The sequence below is a fragment of the Pseudomonas sp. Tof1 genome, assembly GCF_055390395.1.
Genome location: NZ_AP024344.1, coordinates 1,116,909 through 1,131,469, shown reverse-complemented (window position 1 = coordinate 1,131,469; position 14,561 = coordinate 1,116,909). Strand labels below are relative to the sequence as shown.

The 14,561-nt window shown below is 61.7% G+C and carries 14 protein-coding genes; 6 read left to right on the top strand and 8 right to left on the bottom strand.

The window, feature by feature from the left end:
* The first annotated feature begins 60 nt into the window (after positions 1-60).
* Entirely contained in the window at positions 61-1,473 is a 1,413-nt protein-coding gene (locus tag ACZ5KU_RS05135) for an aminotransferase-like domain-containing protein (protein WP_054060157.1), read from the top strand.
* A 72-nt stretch (positions 1,474-1,545) separates the two neighbouring features.
* Here the strand turns inward: ACZ5KU_RS05135 and cyoE are convergent, their stop codons facing one another.
* The 8 genes from cyoE to hmpA all read right to left on the bottom strand — a co-directional run bounded on the left by cyoE (position 1,546) and on the right by hmpA (position 10,050).
* The gene (gene cyoE / locus ACZ5KU_RS05130) at positions 1,546-2,433 is read right to left on the bottom strand and encodes a heme o synthase (protein ID WP_054060158.1); all 888 of its coding nucleotides are present in this window, start codon (positions 2,431-2,433) and stop codon (positions 1,546-1,548) included.
* Between the two features lie 10 nt (positions 2,434-2,443).
* Complete coding sequence (gene cyoD, locus ACZ5KU_RS05125; protein ID WP_017904871.1) at positions 2,444-2,773, bottom strand: cytochrome o ubiquinol oxidase subunit IV; 330 nt, start codon at positions 2,771-2,773, stop codon at positions 2,444-2,446.
* Complete coding sequence (locus tag ACZ5KU_RS05120; RefSeq protein ID WP_054060159.1) at positions 2,774-3,400, bottom strand: cytochrome o ubiquinol oxidase subunit III; 627 nt, start codon at positions 3,398-3,400, stop codon at positions 2,774-2,776.
* Between the two features lie 3 nt (positions 3,401-3,403).
* The gene (cyoB, locus tag ACZ5KU_RS05115; RefSeq protein ID WP_054060160.1) at positions 3,404-5,422 is read right to left on the bottom strand and encodes a cytochrome o ubiquinol oxidase subunit I; all 2,019 of its coding nucleotides are present in this window, start codon (positions 5,420-5,422) and stop codon (positions 3,404-3,406) included.
* Between the two features lie 3 nt (positions 5,423-5,425).
* Positions 5,426-6,352 (bottom strand): ubiquinol oxidase subunit II, encoded by a 927-nt coding sequence (cyoA, locus tag ACZ5KU_RS05110; RefSeq protein ID WP_054060161.1) that lies wholly within the window; start codon positions 6,350-6,352, stop codon positions 5,426-5,428.
* 784 nt (positions 6,353-7,136) lie between these two features.
* Complete coding sequence (locus ACZ5KU_RS05105; protein WP_054060162.1) at positions 7,137-7,646, bottom strand: disulfide bond formation protein B; 510 nt, start codon at positions 7,644-7,646, stop codon at positions 7,137-7,139.
* 391 nt (positions 7,647-8,037) lie between these two features.
* Positions 8,038-8,664, bottom strand: a complete 627-nt coding sequence (ycaC, locus tag ACZ5KU_RS05100) for an isochorismate family cysteine hydrolase YcaC (RefSeq protein ID WP_054061924.1) — start codon at positions 8,662-8,664, stop codon at positions 8,038-8,040.
* 204 nt (positions 8,665-8,868) lie between these two features.
* Positions 8,869-10,050, bottom strand: a complete 1,182-nt coding sequence (gene hmpA / locus ACZ5KU_RS05095) for an NO-inducible flavohemoprotein (protein ID WP_054060164.1) — start codon at positions 10,048-10,050, stop codon at positions 8,869-8,871.
* 154 nt (positions 10,051-10,204) lie between these two features.
* Here hmpA and norR point away from each other — a divergent pair, with 154 nt between their 5' ends.
* From norR to ACZ5KU_RS05070, 5 genes are all read left to right on the top strand, one after another.
* Positions 10,205-11,755, top strand: a complete 1,551-nt coding sequence (norR, locus tag ACZ5KU_RS05090; RefSeq protein ID WP_416771876.1) for a nitric oxide reductase transcriptional regulator NorR — start codon at positions 10,205-10,207, stop codon at positions 11,753-11,755.
* A gap of 185 nt (positions 11,756-11,940) precedes the next feature.
* Positions 11,941-12,843 (top strand): chemotaxis protein CheV, encoded by a 903-nt coding sequence (locus ACZ5KU_RS05085; protein ID WP_054059843.1) that lies wholly within the window; start codon positions 11,941-11,943, stop codon positions 12,841-12,843.
* 1 nt (position 12,844) lies between these two features.
* Positions 12,845-13,336, top strand: coding sequence for a GNAT family N-acetyltransferase (locus ACZ5KU_RS05080; protein WP_464736893.1), 492 nt, complete (start codon positions 12,845-12,847; stop codon positions 13,334-13,336).
* Positions 13,337-13,373: 37 nt separating this feature from the next.
* Positions 13,374-13,697: a hypothetical protein gene (locus ACZ5KU_RS05075; protein WP_416771873.1), complete on the top strand. Its 324-nt coding sequence runs from the start codon at positions 13,374-13,376 to the stop codon at positions 13,695-13,697.
* Positions 13,698-13,792: 95 nt separating this feature from the next.
* Entirely contained in the window at positions 13,793-14,545 is a 753-nt protein-coding gene (locus tag ACZ5KU_RS05070; RefSeq protein ID WP_464736892.1) for a YkgJ family cysteine cluster protein, read from the top strand.
* Positions 14,546-14,561 lie beyond the last annotated feature (16 nt).

Genomic DNA, 14,561 nt, shown 5'->3' with positions numbered 1-14,561 from the left:
CTTGATCAGAGCAAGTTGGACTAGAATCCTCCGAACTTTATTGCTCGGATGACCAGTAAAATGCAGGCGCAGAGAGCCGTGATCGCTGCCATCGAGTTCGAGCGTGGAGCCCCGCTGGTACAGCAGATCGTCGAACGCTTCACCTCAGCCATCAGCCAGGGCGCCCTGCAACACGGCGCCAAGCTGCCACCGATCCGTGAACTGTCCGAGCTGATGGGCGTAGGCAAGTCGACCGTCGTCGAAGCCCTGGACCGCTTGCGGGCCAAGGGGCTGGTCGCCTCCCGGCAGGGCTCGGGGCACTATGTCACGCGCCTGAGCGCGGCCGCCCATGCCGGCGTCGGCCGTGACCTGCTGCCACAGGACACCCTCAGCGTGGTACGGCGCGCCCTGCTGCTGGACAACGGCGCCCTGCGTCCGGGCTGCGGTTTCCTGCCCTCCTCCTGGCTGCCGGGCGAAGAACTGCTCAAGGCCGCCCGCGGTACCCTGCGCTCGACCACCCTTCGCATGGGCGAGGCCGGCGTGCCGGCCGGCTATGTGCCGCTGCGCCAGGCCCTGCGAGTCAAACTGGCGACCTTCGGTATCGAAGTTCCGGTGGAGCAGATCGTGACCACCGCCAACACGGTGCAAGCCATCGACATGCTGATGCGCCTGCTGATCAAACCGGGCGATACGGTGCTGCTGGACGATCCCTGCTATTTCAACCTGCGCTCGAACCTGTCGCTGCATGGCGCCAGGGTGGTCAGCATCGCCCGCGGTTGCGAGGGGCTGGATTTCACCCACCTGGAACAACTGCTCGAGCAGCACCGTCCGGTGCTGTACCTGACCAACACCACGCTGCACAACCCGACCGGGCACTCCTTCTCCCCGGCCCAGGTCTATCGCCTGTTGGAGTTGAGTCACCGGTACGGCTTCCATATCGTCGAGGACGACCTGTACTGCGATATCCAGCACAAGCGCACACCGCGCCTGGCCGCGGCCGGCGGGCTGGAAAACATCAGCTATGTCTCGGGCTTCACCAAGACGCTGAGCGCCAACAGCCGGGTCAGTTACGCCGTGCTGACACCGGAACTGGCGGCGCGCATGATCGCGCTGAAGATGATGAGCGGTGGCGTGACCTCGGAGCTGGCCGAGCAGATGACCTACCGGATGCTCAGCGACGGCAGCTACACCAAGCACGCCCGACGGTTGGTCGATCGCCTCTACGAGTCGAACGCACGGGTGGCGCAGTGGCTGGGTGAAGCCGGTTGCGCGGTTTCCTCCTGCCCGGGAGAGGGGCTGTTTCTCTGGACCCGCCTGCCCGCCGGTATCGACGCCGAAGTGCTGGCCCGCAAGGGGCTGGAAAATGACATTGTGCTGGCGCCGGGCACCTTGCTGAGCGTGGCCGACGATGCGACGAGTTTCCTGCGGTTCAATGTCGCCCACAGCGATGATGAACGTGTGCGGGAACGCTTCCTGCGCTTGCTCGGCGACTGAATCGCCGGGCATGTCGCAAAAAAAAGCCCCGCACTTCCTGAGAAGGCGGGGCTTTTCCGTCATGCGGGTCACTCAGTGCGCATAAGTCAGCAACAACTCGGTCGGCACTTTGAAATCCAGGGACATCATCACGCTCAGGGCGGTAATGGTGAAGATCGAGAACACGAACAGCTTGCGTGCCCAGACCGTGTCATCCACCGCCTTGTAGCCGGTCCAGGCCATGTACAACCAGTACATGCCCATGGCCGCGGCCACGGCGAGGTAGCTCATGCCGGCATAGCCGCTGAAGGTCAGCATCAGCGTCGCGGCGACGAAAGCCAGGATGTAGAGCAGGATGTGCTTCTTGGCCACGACGATCCCACGCTTCACCGGCAGCACCGGAATCGATGCGGCCAGGTAGTCGTTGAAGCGGAAGATCGCGATGGCGTAGGAATGCGGCATCTGCCACAGGCTGAACATCACCAGCAGCGTCAATGCCGCCATGTCGAAGCTGTTGCTGACCGCAACGTAACCGATCACCGGTGGCATCGCCCCCGACAGACTGCCGATCAGCGTGCCGTGAACCGACTTGCGCTTGAAGTACAGGCTGTAGAGACCGACATAGATGACGAAGCCGATCACTGCGAACAGCGCCGCCAACGGGTTGGCGACGCGGTACAGCAAGGCTACGCCGGCAACGCCGAGGACGGTCGCGTAGACCAGTGCCAGTTTCAGGGAGATGAGGCCCTGGACCAGCACGCGGTTCTTGGTGCGCTCCATCTTCAGGTCGATGTCACGGTCGATGCAGTTGTTGAACACGCAACCGGACGCTACCACCAGCGAAGTGCCGATCATGGCCGCCAGGAAGATGGCCAGATCGACATGCCCCTTGGAGGCCAGGAAGAAACCACCCGCCACAGAAAGCACGTTACCGAAAATGATCCCCGGTTTGGTGATTTGGATAAAGTGCTTGAGCGACATCGGGTTTACCTCACTTCGCCATCATGACGGCGTGGATGGTGAACATGATCCACAGCGACAGACCTACCAGCAGGACGATCACCAGCGCCGCGAAAATGAACGCGATCACGTTGTTGCGCTGCGCGGCGGAACGGTCCAGGTGCAGGAAGTACACCAGGTGCACCAGCACCTGGATCACGGCGAAGATCAGGATGATCCACAGGGTCGCGGCTTTTGGCAGCGACGGGTACATCACCAGGCCGAACGGGATGGCAGTCAGGATGATCGACAGGATAAAGCCGATCATGTAGGACTTCACGCTGCCATGGTTGGCATCACTGGAATGGTGTGCATTAGCCATTTACAGGGTCCCCATCAGGTAAACAACGGTGAATACGCAGATCCACACGACGTCCAGGAAGTGCCAGAACAGGCTCAGGCAGCTCAGGCGGGTGGTGTTGGTCGGCGTCAGGCCGTTTTTCCAGACCTGGTACATCATCACGGCCATCCAGATCAGGCCACTGGTGACGTGCAGACCGTGGGTCCCCACCAGGGTGAAGAAACCGGACAGGAAGCCGCTGCGGTTCGGACCGTAGCCTTCTTCGATCAGCTTGTGGAATTCGTTGATTTCCATGCCGATGAAGCCCAGGCCGAACAGGAAGGTGATCGCCAACCAGCCCAGTACCTGGCCTTTCTTGCCCTTGAACAACGCCAGCATGGCGAAGCCGTAGGTGATCGAGCTGAGCAACAGGCAGGCGGTTTCGCCCAGCACGTATGGCAGTTCGAAGATGTCGTGGCCCGACGGGCCACCCGCTACGTTGTTAACCAGCACCGCGTACGCTGCGAAGATCGACGCAAACAGGATGCAGTCGGTCATCAGGTAGAGCCAGAAACCGAATACGGTCATCTCGCCCGAGTCGTGGTGGTGGTCATCGTGCCCATGGTCATGACCATGGGCGTGTCCAGCATGAGTCACTGCATTCGACATGGTTTAAGCCTTTTCCAACGAGGTTTCAACACGGGAGGCCGGAATCACCTTGGCCGCGACCAGCACCTTGTGCTGTTCGGCTTCGATGCGTTCGATGGTCTCGACCGGCACCATGTAGCCCTGATCATCACGGGCTGCGTGGATGATGAAATAGATCACGGTACCTGCGAGGCTGGCGATCGCCATCCACCAGATGTGCCAGATCATCGCGAAACCGAAGACGGTCAGCAGAGCACCCATGACCAGGCCGGTCGCGGTGTTGTTCGGCATGTGGATCGGCTGGTAACGCTTGGGCACGCTGTAGGCGGTACCGTTTTCCTTGGCTTCGGTGAACGCGTCGACAGCGTCGGCTTTCGGCAGTTCGGCGAAGTTGTAGAACGGCGGTGGCGACGAGGTCGACCATTCCAGGGTGTGGCCGTTCCATGGGTCGCCGGTCACGTCCAGGTTCTGCTTGCGATCACGCACGCTGACGTAGATCTGGATCAGTTGCGAAGCGATACCGAAAGCGATCAGGATCGCACCGACGAAGGCAACGTACAGGTACGGTACCCACTCAGGGTTGGTGGTGGCGTTCAGGCGACGGGTCATGCCCATGAAGCCCAGAGCGTAGAGCGGCATGAACGCAACGAAGAAGCCGGTGATCCAGAACCAGAAGGCAGCCTTGCCCCAACCTTCATGCAGCTTGAAGCCGAAGGCTTTCGGGAACCAGAAGCTGAAGCCGGCGATGTAACCGAATACCGCACCGCCGATGATCACGTTGTGGAAGTGCGCGATTACGAACAGGCTGTTGTGCAGCACGAAGTCGGCACCTGGAACGGCCAGCAGAACGCCGGTCATGCCACCGATGGCGAAGGTCACCATGAAGCCCAGGGTCCACAGGACCTGGCTGGTGAAACGCAGACGACCACGGTAGATGGTGAACAGCCAGTTGAACAGCTTCACCCCGGTCGGGATCGAGATCAGCATGGTCGCCAGGCCGAAGAAGGCGTTGACGTTGGCACCCGAACCCATGGTGAAGAAGTGGTGCAGCCAAACCATGAAGCCCAGCACCGAGATCGCGCCACTGGCGTAGATCATCGAGTGGTGGCCGAACAGTTTCTTGCCGGAGAAGGTCGAGATGACTTCGGAGAAGACACCGAAAGCCGGCAGGATCAGGATGTAAACCTCGGGGTGACCCCAGGCCCAGAACAGGTTGACGTACATCATCGGGTTGCCGCCGAGTTCATTGGTGAACACGTGGAAATCCAGATAACGGTCGAGGGTCAGCAGTGCCAGGGTAGCGGTCAGGATCGGGAACGAAGCCACGATCAGGACGTTGGCCCAGGTGCAGGTCCAGGTGAAGATCGGCATGTCCATCAGTTTCATGCCAGGGGTACGCATCTTCAGTACGGTGGCCAGGAAGTTGACCCCGGTCAACGTCGTACCCAGACCCGATAGCTGCAGCGCCCAGATGTAGTAGTCCACACCCACGCCCGGACTGTATTGCAGCCCCGACAGCGGCGGATAGGCAACCCAGCCGGTCTTGGCGAATTCGCCAACGCCCAGGGACAGGTTGATCAGCACCACGCCGGACACCAGCAGCCAGAAGCTCAGGGAGTTCAGGAACGGGTAGGCAACGTCACGCGCGCCGATCTGCAGCGGCACGACGATGTTCATCAGGCCGGTGAAGAATGGCATCGCCATGAAGATGATCATGATCACACCGTGGGCGGTGAAGATCTGGTCATAGTGATGGGGAGGCAGGTAGCCAGGCGAACCCTCGGTGGCCATGGCCAACTGGGAACGCATCATGATCGCGTCGGCGAAGCCGCGCAGCAGCATGACCATGGCGACGATGATGTACATCACGCCGATTTTCTTGTGGTCGACCGAAGTCAGCCACTCGGACCACAGGTAGGTCCACTTCTTGAAGTAGGTGATGGCCGCGAAGACCGCCAGGCCACCGATCGCGATCATGGCGAGAGTCACCATGACGATCGGTTCGTGGAACGGGACCGCGTCCCAGCTTAATTTACCAAACATCGTTTACTCCTCTGCCCCGGCAGCTGAATGCGAACCTTCCGTTGCGGCCACTTCCTTCTTCTCGTGCTCGACCGGCTTGCCTGGTTTCATGCCTTCGTACTTGTCGACGATGACCTGGAACAGGTTCGGCGTAACGGAAGAATAAAGCTCGACCGGGTTGTCCTGGCTCGGCTTGGAAAGTTCTGCGTATTCGGCTTGTTCAAGCTTTTTAGGTGATTGCTTGACCTCAGCAATCCAGGCATCGAAATCCGCCTGGCTGGTTGCGATCGCTTTGAATTTCATACCGGTGAAGCCGGCACCGCTGTAGTTGGCGGAGATGCCCTCGTACACGTGATTCTCGTTGGAGATCAGGTGCAGCTTGGTCTGCATGCCAGCCATCGCGTAGATCTGGCCACCCAGGCCCGGGATGAAGAACGAGTTCATCACGGAGTCGGAGGTGATCCGGAAGTTGACGGGGGTGTTGGCTGGGAACACCAGCTTGTTGACGGTGGCGATACCCTGGTCCGGGTAGATGAACAGCCACTTCCAGTCCAGCGAAACCACTTCGACGTTGATCGGCTTGACGTCGGATTCCAGCGGACGATAAGGGTCCAGGGCGTGGGTCGACTTGTAGGTCACGATGCCCAGGAACAGGATGATGATGGCCGGAACAGCCCAGACCACGATTTCGATCTTGGTCGAGTGGTTCCATTTCGGCGCGTAGGTGGCGTCCTTGTTCGATGCACGATATTTCCATGCAAAGGCAAGGGTCATAAAGATCACCGGCACCACGACCAACAGCATCAGCAGCGTGGCGGTGATGATCAGGTTACGTTCGTCCAGGCCTACCTGACCTTTGGGGTCAAGCAAGGTCATGTTGCACCCTCCCAGCAACAACGTGCCGAGCAGCGGCAATAAGCCTAGCAATCTGGGGTACCTAGTTTTACTCATCTCACGACCTCTAAAGCAGCTTGCGCAATGCAGTTGGGTTTTGATCGCCAACACTTCACCCTGCCAAGGGTTGGCATTTTTCTTCAATTGAATAAGGGCCTGCCCTTCGCGCTGATCGCAGATCGGCACATCCGGAGCTGGCAGTGAGTCTTATTCGATTTCGTCGGTCAAAGGCCTTGTTACAGACCAATTCCATTTGGTGCGGATACTTGGAAGGTTGCCTGCACCCGGGATCGCATGGCACCTTTTGGCCCCTGTGCTCGCTCAAAAAATGAACGACGCAGGACACTCAGTGCGGGCGATTGTAGATATGTCGGGTTTTATAAACCATGTCTCATCCTGAAATATTTTTTATCAAGTGACGCAACAATCATTCACCGATTTTGCAATGATACAGAATCGTATCGCTTTTCATTATCAACAAGAAGCACTGGCACCCCCTTCTACCGGACAACCTGACTGGCTCTTCCAGCCTTCCTGAAGCACCCGCCGAGGCCGGTCCAGCCCCTGTAAAACGGGGCCCACGGCGACTCTTGGGGAGCGTCGAAGGTACTGGCGGCGGGGCCTGGGGAGAAAAAACGGCCGAGGGAACTTTCCCGGGAATTGTTGTCGATTGCAGAGCCCCAGGTGAGTCGAAAACGCTCCCTGCGACCGCTGCGACGTGACAATATGTCGCAGTTTTTTCAGGCCTTTTGTTGCCTTCCATCACGGCCTTTTTTACCGCTGCGCAAATGCGAAAACGCCCCGATTCCGGGCATCGGAACCGGGGCGCCCGAGAGGCCGCTCAGCGAGCGTTTTTACGGTTGCGGTAGATCCCCAGCGGCACCAGCACCACAGTCAGCACAAAGGCTACCAGAGCCCATTGCGCCAAGGACAGGCCGAGCACCGGCGGGTATGGCGTTTCGCAGAAACCGTCGACCTGGAAGCCCAGCGGGAACAGTTTGGCCAGCGGCAAGCCGTCGACGATCGGCTGCAGCACATCGATGCCACAACTGACCTGAGGAAAGGCCTGGATATACACATGCCGGCCGGCCACGGCGAGGCCACCGATCGCGCTCAGCCACACCAGCACTTCCAGCACCGAAAGACTGCGCCGGGTCGGCATGGCCGCGCCGATGAAAGCGAAGATCGCGATGAACAGCAAGGCATAACGTTGCAGGATGCACAGCGGGCAAGGCGCCTCGCCGAGCACCACCTGCATGTACAGCGCCCCGCCGATCAAGGCCAGGCAGATCACCCCCAGCAGGACGAGAAAGCGCTTTTCCCGTCCCAACCGCATCATTTCGTCATTCATCCCGTTTCCCTTGTGACTCGTTATTGGATCAGCCGAAGGGCAGCGCTGACAGCCGCTGCATCAGGCCGAGGTTGCCTGCGTTCGGCGCACCTGGCGCCATCCGGGCATGGTCGATCCCTGGTTCGCCAGTCTACACGCAGCAGATGACCTTTGAGCGTATTCAACACCCGATAAAGACCGGTACTCGCCGCAACTGCGGCGAATTAACGCGAAGTCGATTAAAGGCGGATTAACCGTGGCGGGATTTTGCAGAAGGGATATGCAGGAGAGTGCCGATTCTCTTGTAGGAACAGCCTTTCTGGGATCATCACGACCGGTATTCCGAGAGATTGTCCGGCCGCCAAAAAAGCAAGAGGCCCGCTCGGAGGCGGGCCTTGTGGTTCCGGGTGGATTAACGGGCCGTCAGCGCCGCGTAGCTGTTCATCAGGTTGCGGTAGTTGGGGATCCGCTGCGACAGCAGGTTGCCCAAGCCTTCGATATCGTTGCGCCAGTCGCGGTGCAGCTCACAGGCCACCGAGAACCAGTTCATCATCTGTGCGCCGGCCTGGGTCATGCGGTTCCAGGCAGCCTGCTGCACGGTGGTGTTGAAGGTGCCGGAAGCGTCGGTCACCACGAACACATCGAAACCTTCAGCCAGCGCCGACAGCGTCGGGAACGCCACGCAAACGTCGGTCACCACCCCGGCGATGATCAGTTGCTTGCGGCCGGTGGCCTTGATCGCCTTGACGAAATCCTCGTTGTCCCAGGCGTTGATCTGGCCGGGGCGGGCGATGTACGGCGCGTCCGGGAACATCTCTTTCAGCTCTGGAACCAGCGGGCCGTTGGGGCCCTGCTCGAAGCTGGTGGTCAGGATTGTGGGCAGGTTGAAGAACTTGGCGAGGTCGGCCAACGCCAACACGTTGTTCTTGAACTCGTTCGGCGAGAAGTCCTGCACCAGGGAAATCAGACCGGTCTGGTGGTCGACCAGCAGGACTACGGCGTCGTCTTTGTTCAGGCGGTTGTAGGTTGGCTTGCTCATGGGGGGATCCTTTTTCGTTTAAGTGGTGGGAGGCTGTGTCGTTCAATGTGTGACCAGATTAATGAGCCGCCGAAAAAGGAAAAAGCGGCTCAAATCGGTTTGACTGTCTCATCGAAGTAGACAATCTGTGAGAGCCGGATTCCGCAGATCAATCCAGCTCTCACAACACGGCCCCCAGCGCTCGGGGGAACTCGGACCGAGGGCTTATTCCAGGGCCGCAGCCGGGCCGAAGAACTCGTAGCGGCTCTGCTTTTCCGGCACACCGAGGGCCTTGAGGTGGCGCTTGACCGCACTCATGAAGCCTTTCGGCCCGAGGAAGTAGGCATCCAGGTCGCGCTGTTCCGGCAGCCACCGGGCCAGTTGTTCCTGACTCAACAGGCCGACCTTGTCCGCCGCCGGGCTCACCCCGTCATCCTCGGCGTAGCAGTAGAAGCGCTTGAGCTGCGGATGACGCGCGGCCAACCCATCGACCCAGTCACGGAACGCATGCACCGACCCATTGCGCGCGCAGTGAATGAAGTGCACCGGCCGCCGTGTGGCGAGCGCCGCTTCCAGCATCGGCAGGGTCGGGGTGATACCGACACCGCCGCTGATCAGCACCAGCGGCTTGTCGCTGGCGGTCAGGGTGAAGTCTCCCGCTGGCGGGAACAGATCCAGGGTCGCGCCGACCGCCAACTGGTCATGCAGGTAGCTCGACACCCGGCCGCCCGCCTCGCGCTTGACACTGATGCGGTATTGCCGGGCATTGGCCAGCGCCGAAAGGGAGTAGTTGCGCCGTAGCTCCTCGCCATCGATGACCAGCTTCATGCCGATGTACTGACCCGGCTCGAAGCTCAGGATGGCCTGGCCGTCGACCGGTTCGAAGTGCAAGGAAGTGATTTCCGCGCTTTCCTCGACCTTGGCCACCAGCCTGAATGGCCGGCTGCCACGCCAGCCACCCGGTGCCAGGGCCTTTTCGTCGTAGATCGCCGCCTCGGCACCGATCAGGATGTCGGCCAGCTGGTTGTAGGCCGCGCCCCAGGCCGCGAGCACCTCGGGCGTGGCGATTTCCTCGCCGAGCACTTCACGGATCGCCCGCAGCAGGCAGGCGCCGACAATCGGGTAATGCTCCGGCAGAATCTGCAGCGCAACATGCTTGTTGATGATCTTCGCCACCAGGTCGCCCAACTGGTCGAGCTGGTCGATGTGCCGCGCATACATCAGCACGCCGTTGGCCAGGGCCCGGGGCTGGTCGCCGCTGGCCTGGTGGGCCTGGTTGAACAGTGGACGCACCTGCGGGTACTCGGACAGCATCATCCGGTAGAAATGGGTGGTCAGTGCCTCACCACCGCTTTCCAGCAAAGGGACGGTCGATTTGACGATGGCACGGTCTTGGGCGCTCAGCATGGGTCAACTCCTGGACATGAGGATTACCTGAATTGACCTGTCTCAATCACACTCCATGCCAAGATTTAAACCATTAAAAATCAATAACTTAAAATATCATTGGTCATAATGACCACAACCATTCTATAGTCATTTCGACACCAATGGAGTCAATATGACCGCAAAGCCGTTGCTGACCGCCCTGCTGCCACTGGTGGCGGATCTCTCCCGGGAACTGCCCGAAAGCGAACGTTATCGGCGCCTGCTCGATGCCCTGCGTGCGCTGCTGCCCTGTGACGCCGCCGCCCTGCTGCGCCTGGATGGCGAAGCGCTGGTACCGTTGGCGGTCGACGGCTTGAGCGCGGACACCCTCGGCCGGCGCTTCCGGGTCAGCGAGCACCCGCGCTTCCAGATCCTGCTCGATGCCCGGGGCCCCGTGCGTTTCGACAGCGACAGCGGGCTGCCCGACCCGTACGACGGCCTGGTCGACGGCCTGACCGAACACCTGGAAGTGCATGACTGCCTGGGCTGCCCCCTGTTCATCGACGAGCGCCCCTGGGGCCTGTTGACCCTCGACGCCCTCGACCCGGAACGCTTCGAACGGATCGACCTCGATGCCCTGCAGGCCTTCGCCAGCCTGGCGGCGGCCACCGTGAGCGCCGCCGAACGCATCGAACGCCTGGCCCTGCGGGCCGAGGACGAACATCAGCGCGCCGAACTCTATCGCCAGGCCAACAGCTCCCGGCAACCCGAGATGATCGGCCAGAGCAAGGCGCACAAGCGCCTGGTGGAAGAGATCAACCTGGTCGGCGCCAGTGACCTGACCGTGCTGATCACCGGCGAAACCGGGGTCGGCAAGGAACTGGTGGCGCAGGCGATCCACGCCGCCTCGCCTCGTTCGGAAAAGCCCATCATCAGCCTCAACTGCGCCGCCCTGCCGGAGACCCTGGTGGAAAGCGAACTGTTCGGTCATGTCCGAGGTGCCTTCACCGGGGCGGTGGGCGATCGGCGCGGCAAGTTCGAACTGGCCAACGGCGGTACCCTGTTTCTCGATGAAGTCGGCGAGCTGTCGCTGAGCGTCCAGGCAAAACTGCTGCGGGTGCTGCAGAGCGGCCAGTTGCAGCGGCTGGGCTCGGACCGCGAGCACCAGGTGGACGTGCGCCTGATCGCCGCGACCAACCGCGACCTGGCCGAGGAGGTGCGCAACGGACGCTACCGGGCGGACTTCTACCACCGCCTGAGCGTCTACCCGTTGCAGGTACCGCCACTGCGCGAGCGCGGTCGCGATGTACTGCTGCTCAGCGGCTACTTTCTCGAGCAGAACCGCTCGCGCATGGGCCTGGGCAGCCTGCGCCTGAGCCCGGATGCCCAGGCCGCGCTGCTGGCCTACGACTGGCCGGGCAACGTCCGGGAGCTGGAGCATCTGCTCGGGCGCAGCGCCCTCAAGGCCCTCGGCAGTTGCCGGGAGCGGCCGAAGATTCTCAGCCTGAGCGCTGTCGACCTGGATTTGCCGACGGTCGCCGACGAAACGCCCGAGACACAGGCCAGTACTCCATTGCACCGGCAAGCCGGGCTCGACTTGCGCCAGGCCACGGAGCAGTATCAACGGCAGTTGATCACTGCCTGCCTGGAGCGGCACCAGCAGAACTGGGCGGGCGCGGCGCGGGAGCTGGGCCTGGACCGGGCGAACCTGGGCCGGCTGGCCAGGCGCCTGGGGCTCAAGTGAGCAACAGGCCACCAGCCCCGGGCGTCGGCAGCGAACGTGTGCAGGAGCGGGCTTGCCCGCGAACAGGGCAGCGTGGTCAGCGGCAAGATTCACCTAAAGCCCGACCGTCTCGGGTCGATAATGCTTTATAGATACCCGTTCGGGGCCGACCTGCCCTGACGCAGCTCTTTGTACAGAAGGTTTTTATGTCCTCCAACAAAGCTCGCGCAGATTCGCTGTCGCTACTGCTCTTCACCTTGCGCAGCGGCAAGCTGATGGCGATCAACCTGCTCAAAGTCAGCGAAATCATCCCCTGTCCGCCGCTGACCAAACTGCCCGAGTCGCACCCGCATGTCAGGGGCATCGCCACCCTGCGCGGCGCCTCGCTCTCGGTGATCGACCTGAGCCGGGCCATCGGCGAGCGCCCACTGGCGGATCCCGACGGCGGCTGCCTGATCGTCACCGATGTCAGTCGTTCCAAGCAGGGCCTGCATGTGCAGGCCGTGAGCAAGATCGTCCACTGCCTGACCACCGATATCCGCCCGCCCCCCTTCGGCTCCGGTGGCCCCAAGGCGTTCATCACCGGGGTGACCCAGGTCGACGGCACGCTGGTGCAGGTGCTGGATATCGAAAAGGTCATCCATGTCATCGCTCCGACACAGATCGAAGTCGCACCGACCGAACTGACCATGGAAGAAGCCGAACTGCTCGGCAATGCCCGGATCCTGGTGGTCGACGACAGCCAGGTGGCGCTGCAGCAATCGGTCCATACCCTGCGCAATCTCGGCCTGACCTGCCACACCGCCCGCAGCGCCAAGGAAGCCATCGGCTGCCTGCTCGACCTGCAAGGCACCGCGGAACAGATCAATATCGTCGTCTCGGACATCGAGATGTCGGAAATGGACGGCTACGCCTTCACCCGTACCGTACGCGAAACCCCGGACTTCCAGGACCTCTACATCCTGCTGCACACCTCCCTGGACAGCGCCATGAACGCTGAAAAGGCCCGTCAGGCAGGGGCCAACGCGGTACTGACGAAGTTTTCCTCGCCGGAGCTGACCAAGTGCCTGATCCAGGCCGCCAGGACCGTCGCCGAGCAGGGTCTCTGACATGTCCCGGTGCCACTGCCTGCTGCTGCGCAAGGACCTCGACGGCTTGCTCGACGTGCCGCACTGGCCCAAGGACATCCGCCTGGGGATACTGCGCCCGGAGCAACTGGAGGCCGTCCACGCACTGTTGGTGGAGGGCTATCGCGACAGCGACATCGAGGTCGACGACTTCCCCCACTGGCGTGAGCGTTTCACCCGCGATGCCGAATTCGATCCGACCCTGTGCCTGATCGCCACGGACCCACACGGCCTGGCAGGCGTCGCCCAGTGCTGGACCAGCGCCTACATCAAGGACCTGGTGGTCCACCCGCGCCGCCGCGGCGAGGGCCTGGGCCAGGCGCTGCTGCGCCATGCCTTCCAGGTCTTCGCCTCGCGGGGCGAAGCCTTCGTCGATCTCAAGGTCATGGAAAACAACCTGCCGGCGCGGCGTCTGTACGACGACGCCGGCATGCGCTTCATCCAGCGCTATGAAGTCGGCCCGGCTCAGGCATAATCGTTGTTTTGCCGGATGTACCTTCAGGAGACCTGCCATGAAAGCCTCCACCCTGATCTTCATCAGCCTCACCGCAGTGGCCGCCCAGGCCCAGGCATCCAGCCCCGATCAGTGGATCGCCCACGACAAGGCGGTGCTGGCCAGTTGCACCAAGGCCAGCCACCTCAAGAACGTGAAGCCGGTGGGCAGTCCGGCCCTGTTCGATGACAAGCTCGGCTACACCGCCGTCCTGCTGCGCGGCCATTACCCTCAGGTCCATATGAAAAACCAGGCGGGCACCGAACTGTGCCTGTACAACCGCAAGAGCAAGAGCGCCAGCGTGACCGAATGGGACTCGGTGATGCCGGCCCGCAGCAACTGAGTGGCTGGCGCACAACTTGCTTCGTTCCGGGTTCATGTGGTGACGGCCTGTCGGATTGGTGTCACCGCGCCTTTTCCCTTGCTGCCGGTCAAGCCATGAACACCCATTTTTCCTGCGTAGGTTGCGGCAAATGCTGCACCGATCACCATGTACCGCTGACCCTGGCCGAAGCCCGGCAGTGGGCGGACGACGGCGGCCAGGTGATCGTGCTGGTGGAGGCGTTCCTGGCGGATGGCACCGGTATTGCGCCGCAGCAGCGCGAACATGCGCAACGCCGCTCCTGGGGCGTGCCCTGCGGCAGCACCGAGGCACGCGTGGCCATCACTTTCGCCGCCTACAATGTCGGCCCCTGCCGGAATCTTGACGAACGCCTGCTCTGCCGGATCTACGAACGTCGCCCACTGGTGTGCCGTATCTATCCGATGGAGATCAACCCGCACATCCCGCTCAGGCCGCAAGCCAAGGACTGCCCGCCGGAATCATGGCTGCCGGACCAGCCGCTGCTGATCAGTGGTGGCCGGTTGGTGGACGCCGGGCTGGCGCAACTCATCGAGGATTCGCGCCAGGCCGACCGTGACGACATCCGCGCCAAGCAAGCCATCTGCGCACGCCTGGGCATTCACACCACCGCGCTCAAGGGCGATGGCTTCACCGCCTATCTGCCGCAGATGCCTGCGTTCGTCGAAGCCATCGCGCAAGTCGAACGACAGTCGCAATGGTCCCCCGAAGCGGAATGGGCCTTTCATGTTTCCGGCCATGACATCGCCGAGCAACTGCGCGCAGCCGGGGCGCGAGTGGTCAGCGATACACCGCTGACCTACACCTTCATTCCATTGCGGGCGGCCTGAGCGCCGGGCCGCTGGT

Bases quoted from the DNA above. Each gene is read 5' to 3' on its own strand.
- ACZ5KU_RS05135 (WP_054060157.1), top strand. From the start codon at position 61: ATGCAGGCGCAGAGAGCCGTGATCGCTGCCATCGAGTTCGAGCGTGGA.
- cyoE (WP_054060158.1), bottom strand. From the start codon at position 2,433: ATGTCGCTCAAGCACTTTATCCAAATCACCAAACCGGGGATCATTTTC.
- cyoD (WP_017904871.1), bottom strand. From the start codon at position 2,773: ATGGCTAATGCACACCATTCCAGTGATGCCAACCATGGCAGCGTGAAG.
- ACZ5KU_RS05120 (WP_054060159.1), bottom strand. From the start codon at position 3,400: ATGTCGAATGCAGTGACTCATGCTGGACACGCCCATGGTCATGACCAT.
- cyoB (WP_054060160.1), bottom strand. From the start codon at position 5,422: ATGTTTGGTAAATTAAGCTGGGACGCGGTCCCGTTCCACGAACCGATC.
- cyoA (WP_054060161.1), bottom strand. From the start codon at position 6,352: ATGAGTAAAACTAGGTACCCCAGATTGCTAGGCTTATTGCCGCTGCTC.
- ACZ5KU_RS05105 (WP_054060162.1), bottom strand. From the start codon at position 7,646: ATGAATGACGAAATGATGCGGTTGGGACGGGAAAAGCGCTTTCTCGTC.
- ycaC (WP_054061924.1), bottom strand. From the start codon at position 8,664: ATGAGCAAGCCAACCTACAACCGCCTGAACAAAGACGACGCCGTAGTC.
- hmpA (WP_054060164.1), bottom strand. From the start codon at position 10,050: ATGCTGAGCGCCCAAGACCGTGCCATCGTCAAATCGACCGTCCCTTTG.
- norR (WP_416771876.1), top strand. From the start codon at position 10,205: ATGACCGCAAAGCCGTTGCTGACCGCCCTGCTGCCACTGGTGGCGGAT.
- ACZ5KU_RS05085 (WP_054059843.1), top strand. From the start codon at position 11,941: ATGTCCTCCAACAAAGCTCGCGCAGATTCGCTGTCGCTACTGCTCTTC.
- ACZ5KU_RS05080 (WP_464736893.1), top strand. From the start codon at position 12,845: ATGTCCCGGTGCCACTGCCTGCTGCTGCGCAAGGACCTCGACGGCTTG.
- ACZ5KU_RS05075 (WP_416771873.1), top strand. From the start codon at position 13,374: ATGAAAGCCTCCACCCTGATCTTCATCAGCCTCACCGCAGTGGCCGCC.
- ACZ5KU_RS05070 (WP_464736892.1), top strand. From the start codon at position 13,793: ATGAACACCCATTTTTCCTGCGTAGGTTGCGGCAAATGCTGCACCGAT.